At 40.9% G+C, this 14,087-nt stretch carries 17 protein-coding genes; 12 read left to right on the forward strand and 5 right to left on the reverse strand.

All coding sequences use genetic code 11. The annotated features are described in order from the left end of the window. Positions 1-27 precede the first annotated feature (27 nt). A complete protein-coding gene (locus ABG082_RS05095; protein ID WP_019743338.1) occupies positions 28-1,467 on the reverse strand; it encodes a PLP-dependent aminotransferase family protein in 1,440 nt (479 codons plus the stop codon). A gap of 143 nt (positions 1,468-1,610) precedes the next feature. On the opposite strand from ABG082_RS05095, the gene ABG082_RS05100 reads away from it, so the two are divergent. The 7 genes from ABG082_RS05100 (at position 1,611) to ABG082_RS05130 (ending at position 7,984) form a co-directional block, all read left to right on the forward strand. Then, positions 1,611-2,780, forward strand: a complete 1,170-nt coding sequence (locus tag ABG082_RS05100; RefSeq protein ID WP_017366962.1) for an MFS transporter — start codon at positions 1,611-1,613, stop codon at positions 2,778-2,780. A gap of 62 nt (positions 2,781-2,842) precedes the next feature. Then, positions 2,843-3,121 (forward strand): barstar family protein, encoded by a 279-nt coding sequence (locus tag ABG082_RS05105; RefSeq protein ID WP_019743339.1) that lies wholly within the window; start codon positions 2,843-2,845, stop codon positions 3,119-3,121. A gap of 157 nt (positions 3,122-3,278) precedes the next feature. After that, positions 3,279-4,229: an ABC transporter permease gene (locus ABG082_RS05110; protein ID WP_017366964.1), complete on the forward strand. Its 951-nt coding sequence runs from the start codon at positions 3,279-3,281 to the stop codon at positions 4,227-4,229. After that, positions 4,222-5,172 carry an iron chelate uptake ABC transporter family permease subunit gene (locus ABG082_RS05115; RefSeq protein WP_025207102.1) on the forward strand — a complete coding sequence of 317 codons (951 nt, stop codon included), beginning with the start codon at positions 4,222-4,224 and terminating at the stop codon, positions 5,170-5,172. The genes ABG082_RS05110 and ABG082_RS05115 overlap by 8 nt, the downstream gene beginning before the upstream one ends. Further along, positions 5,163-5,921: an ATP-binding cassette domain-containing protein gene (locus ABG082_RS05120; RefSeq protein WP_081114757.1), complete on the forward strand. Its 759-nt coding sequence runs from the start codon at positions 5,163-5,165 to the stop codon at positions 5,919-5,921. The genes ABG082_RS05115 and ABG082_RS05120 overlap by 10 nt, the downstream gene beginning before the upstream one ends. Before the next feature lie 22 nt (positions 5,922-5,943). Continuing rightward, a complete protein-coding gene (locus tag ABG082_RS05125; protein WP_125589106.1) occupies positions 5,944-6,888 on the forward strand; it encodes a siderophore ABC transporter substrate-binding protein in 945 nt (314 codons plus the stop codon). 139 nt (positions 6,889-7,027) lie between these two features. Then, positions 7,028-7,984: an LCP family protein gene (locus ABG082_RS05130; protein WP_008348636.1), complete on the forward strand. Its 957-nt coding sequence runs from the start codon at positions 7,028-7,030 to the stop codon at positions 7,982-7,984. A gap of 35 nt (positions 7,985-8,019) precedes the next feature. Here ABG082_RS05130 and ABG082_RS05135 read toward each other — a convergent pair whose 3' ends face one another. Together ABG082_RS05135 and ABG082_RS05140 are read right to left on the reverse strand one after the other, a co-directional pair. Continuing rightward, complete coding sequence (locus ABG082_RS05135) at positions 8,020-8,454, reverse strand: enoyl-CoA hydratase (protein WP_224559575.1); 435 nt, start codon at positions 8,452-8,454, stop codon at positions 8,020-8,022. An 87-nt stretch (positions 8,455-8,541) separates the two neighbouring features. Continuing rightward, positions 8,542-8,904: a hypothetical protein gene (locus ABG082_RS05140; RefSeq protein ID WP_008348633.1), complete on the reverse strand. Its 363-nt coding sequence runs from the start codon at positions 8,902-8,904 to the stop codon at positions 8,542-8,544. Positions 8,905-9,064: 160 nt separating this feature from the next. On the opposite strand from ABG082_RS05140, the gene ABG082_RS05145 reads away from it, so the two are divergent. Continuing rightward, positions 9,065-9,682, forward strand: coding sequence for a TVP38/TMEM64 family protein (locus ABG082_RS05145; RefSeq protein WP_017360223.1), 618 nt, complete (start codon positions 9,065-9,067; stop codon positions 9,680-9,682). Then, on the forward strand, positions 9,682-10,194 hold the full coding sequence (lepB, locus tag ABG082_RS05150) for a signal peptidase I (protein ID WP_007499139.1): 513 nt from the start codon (positions 9,682-9,684) through the stop codon (positions 10,192-10,194). Before ABG082_RS05145 ends, lepB begins: the two co-directional genes overlap by 1 nt. A gap of 35 nt (positions 10,195-10,229) precedes the next feature. Here the strand turns inward: lepB and ABG082_RS05155 are convergent, their stop codons facing one another. Further along, positions 10,230-11,372 carry an AbrB family transcriptional regulator gene (locus tag ABG082_RS05155; RefSeq protein WP_019743342.1) on the reverse strand — a complete coding sequence of 381 codons (1,143 nt, stop codon included), beginning with the start codon at positions 11,370-11,372 and terminating at the stop codon, positions 10,230-10,232. 276 nt (positions 11,373-11,648) lie between these two features. Here ABG082_RS05155 and ABG082_RS05160 point away from each other — a divergent pair, with 276 nt between their 5' ends. From ABG082_RS05160 to ABG082_RS05170, 3 genes are read left to right on the forward strand one after another with little or no spacing between them, the layout of a single operon-like run. Further along, a complete protein-coding gene (locus ABG082_RS05160; protein WP_007499135.1) occupies positions 11,649-12,071 on the forward strand; it encodes a BlaI/MecI/CopY family transcriptional regulator in 423 nt (140 codons plus the stop codon). Then, a complete protein-coding gene (locus ABG082_RS05165) occupies positions 12,064-12,903 on the forward strand; it encodes a M56 family metallopeptidase (protein ID WP_281201349.1) in 840 nt (279 codons plus the stop codon). The genes ABG082_RS05160 and ABG082_RS05165 overlap by 8 nt, the downstream gene beginning before the upstream one ends. 57 nt (positions 12,904-12,960) lie before the next feature. Beyond that, entirely contained in the window at positions 12,961-13,371 is a 411-nt protein-coding gene (locus tag ABG082_RS05170) for a DoxX family protein (protein WP_073415055.1), read from the forward strand. A gap of 191 nt (positions 13,372-13,562) precedes the next feature. On the opposite strand, the gene ABG082_RS05175 is transcribed toward ABG082_RS05170, so the two are convergent. After that, complete coding sequence (locus tag ABG082_RS05175) at positions 13,563-14,009, reverse strand: ferritin-like domain-containing protein (RefSeq protein WP_007499129.1); 447 nt, start codon at positions 14,007-14,009, stop codon at positions 13,563-13,565. Positions 14,010-14,087: the final 78 nt, after the last annotated feature.

A 14,087-nucleotide genomic window follows, 5' to 3' on the forward strand; every position in this document is an offset into this window, starting at 1 on the left:
GCCTGGAAGAGAGACTTCCAGGCTTTTTTAGATGTGCAGTGTTTGCTTTAATCGGCGTACACCTTCTTGAATCATGGCTTCATCCGTACAGGCAAAGCCAAGCAGCAACCCTTTCCTTTTGCTTTCATAACAATAGGGGCTTAATGGATAAATGCCGACACCTGCCGCTTTTGCGGCCTCAATCGTGCCTTGTTCATCAAAGTCTGATGTTCCTTCCAAAAAGACGTGAAGGCCTGTATCGGTTCCATATAAACGGAAGTGTTTGTCAAAGTGATGTGTCAAAAGAGCATCCATCATCGCTGCCTGCCGTTTTTTATACACCTGTCTCATCCGCCTGACATATCGCGTAAACTCTCCTTCTCTGAAAAAAGAGGCAAGAGTGATTTGCTCCATGATCGGCAGCTGTCTTTGAATAAGTGATTGCAGTGCAGCGATTTCTTTGATGACTGCTTTGGAGCCGATGATGGCAGCAAGGCGGATGCCTGGAGCAAGTACCTTGGAAAAACTGACAATATAGATCACATGATCGGGTGCTTCTGAAAATAAAGAAGGAAGCGGTCCGCCATGATAACGATAATCCCCATCAAAATCATCTTCTAATATGTAAGATTGAGCCTTCGCAGCAAACTGCAGCAGCTCCCGTCTTCTATTGACGCTCATACAGACACCGGTTGGCCGCTGATGAGAGGGCGTTACTGCGATCAGCTTTGTACGTTCTGGCAATGTATTCACCATCATTCCTTCTTCATCGACTGGTGCGGGGTAAATATTCATTTCGCGATGTAGAAAGGACAACCTAGCTCCAGGAAAACCAGGATCTTCAACAGCGACTGTATCTCCTTTTTTGAGCATGACTTGTGAAATTAAGTCAATGGCTTGCTGTGTGCCCCCTGTTAACACCATTTGGTCTTCTTCTATATCAATGCCGCGTTCAACCGATAAGTATTGGCGAATTTCTGAACGCACTTCCCATAATCCATGCGGAGAAGAATAGCCCCAATCCTTCATATTTAAGCGCTGTAGTGCTTTTAGAAGCGAGCGTTTCCATATGTTTTGAAAATGGTCGTCGATGGCTGGTTCTTGATGGCGGAAATCAATCTCAAGTGTTTCATGAAATTGATTGGCCGAGAGCCAGTGATCCATTTGTTTTTCAGCCTCGTCAAAGTGAGGTCTTGTCGGAAGTGCAAAAGGCGGTTCGTTTTGATGTGGGGGAGAAGCAGCATAGTGATCACTTGAAATGACCTTTGTCCCGCCTCTTCTAGAGGTGCTGACATAGCCTCTTGCCAGCAGTTCATCATAGGCAAGCTGTACGGTGGATCGAGATACGTTGAGCTCTTGTGCTAATACTCTTGTCGGGGTCAACTGATCATCAGGATTCAGTGTGTTTGTATGAATTTTTTGAATGATGCCATTGACGATTTGCTGCCAGAGCGGGGTAGAGCTGGAACGGTCTAAATGAATGTACACAGTGCACCTTCTTTCCTTTGTCATGTCATCATTGATGATGACATGGAATTATGGACTGGTCAATAGCTTCATTTTTGGATGTGGGAAGAAATCCAAATGATGTGTACACTGGTTCATATCATTTACACAGAGGAGAGAGTCCCATGATTCCTGCATCAAAAGAAGAAACAGCACAGCTATCTATGATTCCGTTTGTGTTCGTTTTATTTAGCCTTTTTATGATTACAACAGCAGTGAACCTGCAAGTCCCTCTTTATACGGAATATGCAGAGCAGGCAGGATACGGAAAGGCGTCAACAGCCCTTGTGTTTGCTGCGTATGTTTTCGGACTGATTCCAGTATTACTGTTACTTGGCGGCATGTCTGACCGGGCTGGACGAAAACCGATTTTATTGATCGCTCTTTGCTTTTCATTATGTGCCACCCTGCTCATGATCGTGCAGCCGACCATACAAATGCTCTTTGTCGCCCGGCTGCTGCAAGGAGTGGGACTTGGGTTAAGTGTTGGCACATGTACTGCCTACTTGATTGCTTTATATCCAGAGAAATCGGGCTGGATCCCAACGTTTATCGCATTATGCAGTTCAATTGGATTTGGAGGAGGTGCTCTTTTTACAGCGATTCTTTCTTTTGAGCGAGTGTCACTGACGCCTCTTAGCTATTGGATTGTGTTGGTCTTGATCATGTTGACGATTGTTGCTGTATTCTTTTTGGTGCCGCCTGTACAAGGGGATGCAAGTAAACCGCTCATGAACATGCCGAGGTTTCCAAAAGGAACAATGCCAGCGAACATAGCCATTGCTATCGCATGGTCTGTGTGCGGTCTTGTCATTTCGATTTTGCCAGCACAGCTTAAATTAAATGGCTATGAATTGTGGGTAGGCCCGGCGCTGTTTTTTATTAATATGGCAGGTGTTCTGATGCAGCCCTTTGTCCGAAAGATGAATAGCAGTGCAGCGCTTCGTATCGGTTTTATTTGTCTTCCGTGCGGATATGGCCTGCTGTTATTCGGTGCTAATAGCGGGTCTATATTCCTTGTCCTTGCTGGAACTCTTTTAGCGGGCACAGCTTGCTATGGATTTACTTACTTAGGCGGTCTCCAGCTGATTGTTGAGAAAGGGAAGAAGGAAGCGGCTAGAGCCGTTGCTGGATATTACTTGTTTGCGTATCTAGGTCTTGGCATACCAAGTGTGTTCGTTGGTCTCTTTGCTGATATGTACGGTACTCAGACAGTGTTAACGCTCTTTTTCATGCTCGTGTTGGCTGCCTGTCTGATCTTGCTTAGTTTAAGTTTCAGAGAGAGGCAAAAGTGAAATGGGTTCTTTCTCTTTCCTCTCCAATTCGTTTAAAATAAAGACAGGAGAGGGGGAGGGAAATGAAAAAAGTACAGCTAAATGGTGCAGTGTGCAGATCACAAGAGGAGCTTCATGATCAACTAAAAACAGTGTTACAACTTCCTGATCATTACGGGAAAAACCTTGATGCCCTTTGGGACTGTTTAACAGGAGAAGTGAGCTTGCCTGTAGAGCTCACATGGATTCATTATCAAGCAAGCAAAGACGAGCTTGGTGATTATGCAGAGAATTTGCGGCAGTTATTTCAAGAAGCTGAAGAGGAACTGCAAGGGCAATTTCAATTGAATATTGAAGCATAAAAAAGCAGCTGATCCTGAAAGCTGTTTTTTTGCTGTTTTGACCCTTTCTCATTCTACTATTGAATATTTCACTAAATATGATAATATATGAACTGCCGCTTAATTGATAATGATAATCATTTGTGGCAGAGAGCTTGATAGAAAGTGTGAACCCTGTATGAAGTTGTACCAATTAAGTTTGTTGTTTGTGTGTTTGGCATGTGCGTCGCTGTTTGTCGGAGTACAGGACCTGTCTCTTTTACAGTTGTTTCATCTATCAGATGAACAAATGAACACCTTATTTTCAAGTCGCATCCCGCGGCTGATGAGTATTGTGCTTGCTGGCATGAGCCTGAGCTTATGCGGTTTTATCATGCAAAGCATGACGAGAAATAAGTTTGTCTCTCCAACGACTGCAGGAACAATGGATTGGGCCAAGCTGGGTATTTTAACCGCCATGCTTGTTTTTACACAGGCAAGCCCGCTGATGAAAATGGCGATTGCGTTTTTATTTACGTTAGCTGGCAATCTATTATTCTTAAAAATTTTACGCCATATTAAGGTGAACGATACGATCTACGTACCGTTAGTCGGCTTAATGTTTGGCGGAATTGTCAGTTCAATTTCCACGTTTATAGCCTATAAATATGATTTGATCCAAAACGTATCCGCATGGCTACAAGGGGATTTTTCTCTTATTGTTCAGGGACGTTATGAACTGCTCTATGTGAGTGTTCCTCTATTGATCATCGCGTATTTATATGCTGACCGCTTTACAGTGGCTGGTATGGGTGAGAGCTTTGCCGTCAATTTAGGTTTAACGTATAAACGTGTCATGGCAGTTGGTTTGGTGATTGTTTCGATGATTACTTCTGTAACGATTTTGACTGTTGGCATGCTGCCATTCCTTGGCTTAATCATTCCGAATATTGTATCGATCTACCGAGGGGATCACTTGAAAAAGAGCCTGCCGCATACGGCTTTATTAGGGGCCATTTTTGTGCTCATATGTGACGTACTCGGACGGGTGATCATTTATCCATATGAAATATCTGTCGGGCTTATGGTCGGCATCATTGGAAGTGCGATCTTCCTGTACATGTTATTAAGGAGGAAGCGCTATGCATAAGAAACGAACATTATTTCTCATTGCAGCCATTGCAGCCGTATTCGTTGTCATCTTCGTCACCTTTCAAATGGGGTACTGGGAGTACACAGTGCCGAGCCGTTTAAAAAAGGTGCTTGCCATGACTTTGACAGGAGGCGCGATTGCCTTTTCCTCTGTTGTGTTTCAAACATTGACCAATAACAGAATCTTAACGCCAAGCATTTTAGGGTTAGACGCGCTTTACTTGTTTTTGCAAACGGCGATTATTTATCTTTTTGGATCGACCAATTTGATGATCGCGAATAAGAACCTGAATTTCTTTCTCTGCGTTGGATTGATGATTCTTTTTTCTGTGCTGCTCTATACGGTGATGTTCAAGCGCAAAAACAAGCATATTTTCTTACTCCTGCTTGTCGGGATTGTGTTTGGAACATTGTTCAAAAGTCTTTCTTCCTTTATGGAAATGCTCATTGACCCGAATGAATACCAAGTCGTACAGGACAAGTCCTTTGCCAGCTTTAATCACATCAACACAGATATTTTACTCTTCGCTTCTCTTTTATTTGCGGCACTTTGTCTTTATATATGGACCTTCCGCGCGAAATTAGATGTCATGTCGTTAGGAAAGGAACAGGCTGTGAATCTCGGGATTGACTATGACAGGATCACAAAAAAGATGCTGATCGTCATTGCTGTCCTTGTTTCTATTGCGACGGCGCTCGTCGGCCCGATTACGTTTCTTGGCTTACTCGTCGTAAATGTGGCAAGAGAGCTGTTTCGTACATATCGGCACACGTACTTGCTATTAGGCTCGTTTTTCATTAGTGTCATTGCGCTTGTTGGCGGGGAATTTCTTGTGGAAAAGGTTTTTACGTTTCAAACACCGCTTAGTGTGCTGATTGATTTAGTCGGCGGACTGTATTTTATTTATCTACTTTTAAAGGAGAGTCGTTCATGGTCGTGATGAAGGGAGTCAGTAAGACATATAACGGAAAAACAGTGCTTCACGAAACAACTGTCAGTGTAAAAAAAGGACAGCTGACCTCTCTCATTGGTCCAAATGGCGCAGGCAAAAGTACGCTTTTGTCCATCATGAGCCGCCTGATTCAACCTGATACTGGGGAAGCTTGTTTAGAGGACAAACCTTATCGTGCCTACTCTCCTCAGGAGCTTGCGAAAAAAATGAGCATCTTGAAGCAGTCGAACCACATGAGTGTGCGTCTGACCGTTCGTGAGCTTGTCAGCTTTGGCCGCTTTCCTTACTCTCAAGGCCGCTTGACAAAAGAAGATGAGAACATGATTGATGTGTCGCTTCAATACATGAGACTCGTCGAAATCCAGCATCAATATTTAGATGAACTAAGCGGCGGACAAAGGCAGAGAGCCTTTATTGCCATGGTGCTGGCTCAGGATACGGATTATATTTTCTTAGATGAGCCTTTAAACAATTTAGATATGAACCATTCAGTTGAAATGATGAAGCTGTTTCAGCAGCTCGTGAAAGATCTTGGAAAAACGATTGTTGTTGTTCTCCATGATATTAACTTTGCATCTGTCTATTCAGATCACATCGTCGCCTTAAAAGAGGGTCAGGTGGTCAAAGAAGGAAGCGTTGATGAAGTGATTCAAACAGAAGCACTTGAACACATTTATGACATGCGCATACCGATCGAAGTCATTCGTGGTGAGCGTATTTGCTTATATTTTTCTTGAAAAAATGAAGAGGTGATCAATCATGAAAAAATGGATTTGGATGATAACAGTATTAACAGCGATTGCTGTCCTTGCTGCCTGTGGTAACCAAGGAAAAACAGCGGGAACGAATGAGGAAACCGTAACAGTAAAGGATATGTTGAATAAAGACGGTGTGAAGATCAAGAAAAACCCGAAAAAAGTCGTCGTTTTTGATATGGGAAGTCTCGATACACTTGATAAGCTTGGTGTCAACGTGACAGCCTTACCAAAACAAGTGATTCCTCACTATTTATCTAAATATGAAAGTGACAAATATGAGAATGTCGGCGGGTTAAAAGAGCCAAACTTTGAGAAAATTGCAGAGATGAAGCCTGACTTGATCATTATTCAGCACCGTCAAGCAGATGCATTTGATGAATTTTCTAAAATTGCTCCGACGATTTATATGGATGTAGATAACGCAAACTATATGGAATCATTTAAAAAGAATGCTGAAACATTAGGAAAGATTTTTGATAAGGAAGACAAAGTCAAAAAAGAACTTTCTGCCATTGACCAAAAAGTGGCTTCATTAAAGAAACAAGCCAAAGAGTTAAAGAAAAATGGACTCGTCATTATGGCGAACGACAGCAAAATGACGGCATTTGGTCCTAAGTCAAGATATGGTCTGATTCATGATGTATTTGGGATTACACCAGCAGATCAAAAGCTAGAGCCATCTGATAAACACGGACAAAGCATTTCGTATGAGTATATGGTCAAAACGAATCCAGATTACTTATTTGTCGTGGATCGCGGCGCGGCGATTGGAGAAGAAACGTCTGCGAAACAGCTTGTTGAAAATGATTATGTGAAATCAGTCAAAGCGGTTAAAAACAATCATGTGGTGTATTTAAACTCTGACATGTGGTATTTAGCAGGCGGCGGCCTTGAATCATTGAATGCGATGATTGATGAAGTGAAAAAAGGAATTGAACAAAAGTAATCGATGAAAAGCTGCTCCTATCGAGCAGCTTTTTTATTGTGGATACATAAAAATATGTTGCGTGCAGGAAACTTTCATCAAAATATGTTATAGTGGAACCTACATTGTGAGACTAAGATAGAGTGAGGGTTCGGAAAGGATGAAGGAGAAAACAAGATCAAAAAGAAGGCTAAGACCTTGGGTGAAAGTCGTGCTGTTTATCATGGCATTTGTCATGGTTATGGCTGTATCTGTCACAGGATATGCATACTATAAAATTTCAAAAGCGTCGAATAAAGCGCAAGTATCTTTAGAAAGAGGAGAGACCTCGCAAAAGCGTGTGAAAGCTTTTGATCCAGGAAAGGATAGCTTTTCGGTGCTGCTCTTAGGGATTGACAGCCGTCCAGGTGAAACGGTAGACGAAGCAAGAAGTGATGCGGTCTTACTGGCGACGGTGAATCGAACAGACAAAACGATCAAGCTCCTAAGTATTCCTCGTGATTCTTATGTTGATATACCGGGGAGAGGATATGATAAAATTGCTCACGCCCATGCGTTTGGGAGTGCAGATTTATCAGTCAAAACGGTAGAGAATTTGTTAAACATCCCGGTAGACTATGTGATTGCAGGAAACTTTAAGGCGTTTCAAGACATTGTCGATGAGCTAAATGGAATTGACGTAACGATTGAAGATGAAGGCATTGCAAAACAAATGGAAAAGGATTCAAAAGGAAAAGTTCATGTGGAAACAGGCACGCATACGCTCAGTGGTGAAGAAGCATTAGCGTTTGTGAGAACGAGAAAGGCAGATAGTGATCTCATGCGCGGAAAGCGCCAAATGGAAGCACTTCAAGCCATCTTTGAAAAATCAAAATCCATTTCTTCCATACCGTCTTATGACAACATCATTGATACACTTGGGGATAACGTCTCCACCAATTTATCCATGAAACAGTTGATCGGTCTATTCCCTTTACTGAGTTCATTAAAATCAGTGGATACCATCCAATTAAAAGGGCACGATTACCAGCCTGGGAATGTGTATTACTTTGAGTTAGATGGACCAGGATTAGAAGAAGTGAGACAAGAGCTGAGAAAACAGCTCGAATTGTCATAATGGAGAAAGAGCCTGCCGCTATGGCAGGCTTTTTTTTAATAGTAGAGGGTTGCAGGCATCGTTGGGTACCACACACCATTTAAAGCAAGCGCCCAGCCATACACCTTTTGACCTGATTCAATCTTGTCCTTTACCGAAGTGAGCGCTTCGTATGAAAAGACTTGATAAGCCTGTCCGGTTTTTTTAGCGACAATGACCGATAGAATATTGTCATTGAATACACTTGGCTCTTCGTCCGTACTCGTCCAAGCAATTCGATTATAGTAATTCATGTTAAAAGGATTTTCGAGTGCTTTCACTTCAAACTTCACTCGTTTTCCAACGATAGAAACCGTTGTATAGGCTACACTTGTTATTTGTGCAGATGCTGCTGGGGCTTGTTTTCCTGTTTGCAGTGGTTCTAATGCCGAAACGGTACTTGGCACAAGTAATCCTGCTGCTAAAGTGAGTGCTGCTATTTTTTTGATCATGGGTAAAAACCTCCTAATTTTTTGGTATATTTATCCATTCGACAAAAATTAGGGATTTCCTCCTTTGATGTAAAATATAACCATAATTTATTTTCCAGAATGGAGAAAATAATGGGTGAGCATTTCCTCTACACGATGACGTATACGGGGATTAAAATATTTATGCTTTTCTTCATAGCCATTTATCAGAAATAAATATGTCGTAAATCCTTCATCGTGTTCAATTTGCTGTACGTTCATTTTTTCTTTACGTAACTGTTGTTTCAGTTGATAAAGGGCTTTTTGTGCTTCTTTTAATGAAGAGGTGACTAGCTGAATATATGGTTCATTTAGTTTGAATGTTTGATGTTTTTTAAGGTGCGTCAAATCACGATTGAGGATGGAGATGACCATTGGAAGAAAGATGGCTTGTTCCATCATCTGAAGTTGTACGCTTGATAATCTCGTCATGTCCATGCCTGCTTTCTTTATATATAGAACACTTGTTCTTGTTTATTATATCGGATGAGTTGAAAAATCTCAAGGGGGGGGCTGAGAGGGATTCATTTGTATATTTTTATGTTTTCCATGTAAAATGAAAGATAGACAAACCTTGAAGGAGTCAAACAAGTTGCCATCATTTCTTGCTATATTTACTCATGAAAATATCACATCATTTTTTGAAAGCTACAAGGCTTTTGGACCCATTGTGGCTATATTACTCCCTTTAATAGAAGCATTTCTACCGTTTTTACCTCTCGTGGCATTTGCGGTGGCCAATGCAAATGCTTTTGGGCTATGGGAAGGCTTTTTATTGACCTGGATTGGTGCAAGTGCAGGTTCTATCCTTGTCTTTTTACTGATCAGAAAATTTGGACAGATGAGGATGTTGAACTTTATTAGCAGACACCCTTCTATTCAAAAGCTAATGCTTTGGGTTGAAAAGCGGGGATTTGGTCCGTTGTTTATTTTACTCTGCTTTCCTTTTACACCTTCTGCTGCCGTTAATGTCGTAGCAGGTCTATCAAGAATCAGCGTCTGGCAGTTCTCATTAGCTGCTTTATCAGGGAAGTGTGTCATGCTCTTTATTATTAGTTTTATCGGCTATGACATTTCTGCTTTAGTAAAGAATCCGTTAAGAAGTGTTTTTGCGGTTCTAGTCATTGCTTTATTATGGTATGTTGGAAAGAGAGTAGAAAATAGGTTGAATATTCGGATGAGTCAGCGTGAGGACAAAGGAGGCTCTTAATGAAAAAGAAGCCATTGCTATGGTTCATGATTATTACATGCATCGTCTTGTTGTTCCAAGTAAAGAATTTCATGTTTGTCACGTACAAAGTAGAAGGGGTTAGTATGGACCCGACATTTACAGATGGAACAGAATTATTAATTAACAAGTTCTCGCCAAAACTCACGAAAATTAGCCGGTTTGACTATGTGTTATTTCATGGCCCTAAAAATCAAATCTTGATCAAACGGGTCATTGGACTTCCAGGAGAAACAATCAAATATGAAGATGATCAACTGTTTGTTGATGGTGTGAAATGGAAAGAGCCGTATTTAAAAGAGCAGAAAAAACATAAAATGGGCAACGTCCTAACAGGTGATTTTCAGCTGAAAGCCATCACCGGTCGTCAGAACATACAAAACAATCATTACTTCGTGATCGGAGATAATCGAATACATAGCTTTGACAGCCGGCATTTTGGAACGATCTCAAAGGATCAAGTAGTCGGTGTAAAAAGGAATCATGATGAATAAAAAAGAGCCGCTCTGCTTATGCAAAGCGGCTCTTTTTATTTAGCGGTTTTATAATCAGTCTGTCTTTTTGCCCAGACATGATGTAAGAAACGAAAAAACGGTGGCAGCATGGCGATGACCAAAATAATTCTAACGACTTGTACAGCCACAACAAAGGTGGAATCCTCATGAAGTGTAACAGCTGTTGTTGCCATTTCTGCAATACCGCCAGGCGAAAAAGCAAGAATGGCCGTAATGACAGAAATACCTGTTATTTCTGCAATGGCAATTGAACTGAGAACGGTCGCGGCAATCAATCCGGCTGAGCTGACGACGGCCACAATCAAGGTATTTTTTAGCCCGACAAACATTTGTTTATTCATTTTTGACCCGATGGTTGCCCCTAGAAATACCTGTGACGCAATGTTCGCTTGGGCTGGCCAGTAAGGAATCAAATCATGACCTGTCAAGGCGCCTGCCCCTACTTGGAGAGCTGCCACACCTAACATACTGCCGATGAGCCAAGGGGCAGGAAAGTGAAGACGCACAGCTAGGCGTGACATCAGCCATGCCCCTAAAATGAGTGCAGCAGTCCAAGAAATGTTTGATATTGTGAAAACGCCTGATGAGAAGGCGCTGCCTTGGGCGACTACCGCATCTGATTGGCTTTTTGTATTTAAATAAAATACCGTAAATGGAATGGTCAGTACGACCATTAACACACGTATCGTTTGTACGAGACTCACTACAGCTGTATTTGCTCCAACCTCTTGGGCGATGCCCGGCATAGCGGAAAGACCGCCGGGGGCAGTGCCGACAAAGCTGGTCAGCATATCTGTTTTACTCAGCTTCCATAAGACAAACCCGGAGAGCATGGCTAATAAAATAGAAAAGACGAGCATGAAACTCACGGGAAGCCAATTTTCAGCGAAAATGTGAAGGACTTTCATGTTCATTTTTTGTCCTAGTTCGATTCCGAGAATGAATTGACCAAGGAGTAGCCATCTACTGTGAATACGTAAGGTATTCTTTCCTTTACGCTGAAACAGGGCGGGACGGCGCAGGGCAATAAATGCAGCTGTCATTAATGTGCCAATCATCCAGCCGATAGACATCCCTGTTAGAGACAAAAGGAATCCACCTAAACCGCTTACCGCAATCAAAATGAGATCGGTTCGAAGGCTGTTTCCTTGCTTCATCACATATAAACCTTCTTCCTGTATATTTGTTCAGTAAGTGAAATGTTGTTATCTTCACTATAATACAAAAGTCTCTATAAATAAAATACGAATTTTTTTAGTATTTTCATAAGATTATCTTATGGTTAACTCTGTTAGAAAAAAGATTGTTTTTGATATAAATGACATATAATTTTTGCCAAAAACAAATACAATATACAACGATTTTCCCCTATTTTTGTTATCAGTTGACTATCATTTTCAATTACACTACACTACATAGTGTGAGGTGATGACATGAAAATTCCTTCTTTTAAATATAACGAAAAGGGATTGAACCGCTTTTTCGGTCCTTTAGAAGGAAGGATTATGGAGATCCTTTATCAAGGTGAGGATATGCCGATTAAAGAGGTACAGCAGAAGCTGTCAGATGAGAAGCCAATTAATTTCAACACGGTCATGACGGTACTCAATCGATTAACCGAAAAAGGAATTGTGGAAAAGAAAACAAAAGGGCGTTCATCTATCTATAACCCTGTTTTAACAAAAGAAGAATTTCTAAATGAGCAAACGAAATGGATTACTCAAGGACTGATGGATGATTTCGGCCCCCTTGCAGTCAATCATATGGTGGACGCAATTGAAAGTGCTGATCCTGAATTACTGAAGGTACTCGAAGCAAGGCTTGCATCCAAAAAAGAGGAGAAACGACATGATTAAAATGAAGTCGAGTCTGCTGTTTTTAGGCGGTATATTGATTGGCTTAGTGATCTTTTACCAGATGGGCTATTATGTACTCTCAAGCTTTTTTGGCTGGAATCAAGCATATAACCTGATCCATGTATGTCAATCTGTTCTCGAATTTTATGGATTCACTCCTTTAAAGTATTTTCTGGATGCGTTCGTCTTGTATACGCTTGGTTTTGCCGTTTTCTATATGACAAAGCAGATCAGAAAGTATCTTCATTTCAAAAGAAATATGATGATGGCAGTCGATCAACATTCAACGCAAAGTCTATCAGACAAGTATAGAAATGAGATCATTGTGTTTCATTGCCATGAACCGCTTGCTTTCGCAATGGGGATGCTTCGGCCAAAAGTGTATCTCTCAACAGCGCTTATAGACATGCTGGATGAAGGAGAAATCGATGCGGTTGTCTATCACGAATTACATCACAAATACAGCTACGACCCTTTAAAGACTTTCACTTTCTCTATGCTCACAAAAGTGATTTGGTACATTCCTGTGTTAAAGCATATGAGACAAAGTTACTCCGTTTTTCGTGAGGTCATTGCAGATGACTATGCCATTCAGCAGACAGGGACTGAGCTTGGAGTAGGGCAAGCCCTTTTGAAACTCATTAAAAATAGAACCCAGTTTCAAAAACAAACGAAATTTGCCGTGTCCTTTGGAGACCGAGCATTAAATTTAAGAATCCAAAAAATCTTAAACCCAACATACAACATACCTTTCAATGTACCACTTATCCCAATTGTGACATCAACCATCCTCATGGTGGTCTTAATGATTATGCTCAACTTAAATTACTAATTTTTTTTACGAATGAACATTACATGATGTAGTGTAAAAATAGGAGGAAATCACTATATGAAAACAAATCAAGAAATAGGAACACTTTTTGTACGCGTCATCTTAGGCATTATTTTCTTTTTACATGGACTTCAAGCATATCAAGGTGGACTAGGAGGCACTGCTGCATTTTTTGGTCAAATTGGTGTTCCTGAATTTATGGCCTATATTGTCAAAACAATTGAACTGGTTGGTGGAATTGCCCTGATTCTAGGTTTAGGCACACGTCTTTTCGCAGCTTTATTTGTGCCAATTATGGCTGTAGCCATTATCACAGTTGGTTTTTCAAGAGGATTTGTGGGCGGTTATGAATTTGAACTTTCTTTAATGGTCATGGCGCTTTACTTGACACTTAGTGGCAGCAAGATGCTATCGATTGATGGATTGTTAAAACAACAGCAGCAAAGCAATGAAGCAAAATTTCATTAAATAACAAAAAACTCCTTCTGCGATTTGTAGCAGAGGAGTTTTTTTATGGTCAAAAGGTCGTTTTATCATTAAAAAAGGAAAAGCGAAGAGGCGTTTTGATGATGACAGCCCTTTATTTCACATATTGAATGAGCAAAAAAGCAATTTCATTTTTTGACGGAACATACGATCTCCTATTAAAATAGGGTTATCTAAGAAACATGGTGCGTTAAAAGATATAGAAACCAGACAGCATGCTGCTGTTCATCTTGAGCAATACGCTTCATTAATTCCTTTGTTCCTTGATCACGGACATAGTCTGATACCGTTAAGTAAAAATCGACTGTTTTTTGTTCGTCTTTAAAGGCAAATAAGAGACCTTCCCTAAATTGGTCTGGACAAGGCTCTGTTATGCTTGGTTTGTGGTTTTTACCAGTCAAAGAATAGTATAGCTTTGTAAATAGCTGATAATGTCTGACTTCATCCTGACGTATTTCTTGAATGATTTTTTTCGCTTCAGGATTTTTTGCTTTTTGTGCAAGTTTTTCATAGCATTGGATCGCAGAATATTCGCCATTGATGGCCTTTTCAAGGTCTGCAATGATCCTTGTGTTTTGGCGCATGTCATATGGTGAGTAGTCATAATAACCGTAATACATGATATTGCCAGCCTCCTTTTAGATCATGATGGTTTATGATATGAAAAGAGTCGGGAAAGGTGCCTATTTCCTTTTCAA

The sequence above is a fragment of the Bacillus sp. BS1807G30 genome, from assembly GCF_040047675.1.
GTDB classification, from domain to species: Bacteria; Bacillota; Bacilli; order Bacillales; family Bacillaceae; genus Bacillus; species Bacillus altitudinis.

Excerpts from the sequence above, each read along its gene's own strand:
- ABG082_RS05165 (WP_281201349.1), top strand. The coding sequence starts at position 12,064 with ATGATTAAAATGAAGTCGAGTCTGCTGTTTTTAGGCGGTATATTGATT.
- ABG082_RS05170 (WP_073415055.1), top strand. The coding sequence starts at position 12,961 with ATGAAAACAAATCAAGAAATAGGAACACTTTTTGTACGCGTCATCTTA.
- ABG082_RS05100 (WP_017366962.1), top strand. The coding sequence starts at position 1,611 with ATGATTCCTGCATCAAAAGAAGAAACAGCACAGCTATCTATGATTCCG.
- ABG082_RS05115 (WP_025207102.1), top strand. The coding sequence starts at position 4,222 with ATGCATAAGAAACGAACATTATTTCTCATTGCAGCCATTGCAGCCGTA.
- ABG082_RS05140 (WP_008348633.1), bottom strand. The coding sequence starts at position 8,904 with ATGACGAGATTATCAAGCGTACAACTTCAGATGATGGAACAAGCCATC.
- ABG082_RS05110 (WP_017366964.1), top strand. The coding sequence starts at position 3,279 with ATGAAGTTGTACCAATTAAGTTTGTTGTTTGTGTGTTTGGCATGTGCG.
- ABG082_RS05160 (WP_007499135.1), top strand. The coding sequence starts at position 11,649 with ATGAAAATTCCTTCTTTTAAATATAACGAAAAGGGATTGAACCGCTTT.
- ABG082_RS05105 (WP_019743339.1), top strand. The coding sequence starts at position 2,843 with ATGAAAAAAGTACAGCTAAATGGTGCAGTGTGCAGATCACAAGAGGAG.
- ABG082_RS05130 (WP_008348636.1), top strand. The coding sequence starts at position 7,028 with ATGAAGGAGAAAACAAGATCAAAAAGAAGGCTAAGACCTTGGGTGAAA.
- ABG082_RS05120 (WP_081114757.1), top strand. The coding sequence starts at position 5,163 with ATGGTCGTGATGAAGGGAGTCAGTAAGACATATAACGGAAAAACAGTG.
- ABG082_RS05135 (WP_224559575.1), bottom strand. The coding sequence starts at position 8,454 with ATGATCAAAAAAATAGCAGCACTCACTTTAGCAGCAGGATTACTTGTG.
- lepB (WP_007499139.1), top strand. The coding sequence starts at position 9,682 with ATGAAAAAGAAGCCATTGCTATGGTTCATGATTATTACATGCATCGTC.
- ABG082_RS05155 (WP_019743342.1), bottom strand. The coding sequence starts at position 11,372 with ATGAAGCAAGGAAACAGCCTTCGAACCGATCTCATTTTGATTGCGGTA.
- ABG082_RS05175 (WP_007499129.1), bottom strand. The coding sequence starts at position 14,009 with ATGTATTACGGTTATTATGACTACTCACCATATGACATGCGCCAAAAC.
- ABG082_RS05125 (WP_125589106.1), top strand. The coding sequence starts at position 5,944 with ATGAAAAAATGGATTTGGATGATAACAGTATTAACAGCGATTGCTGTC.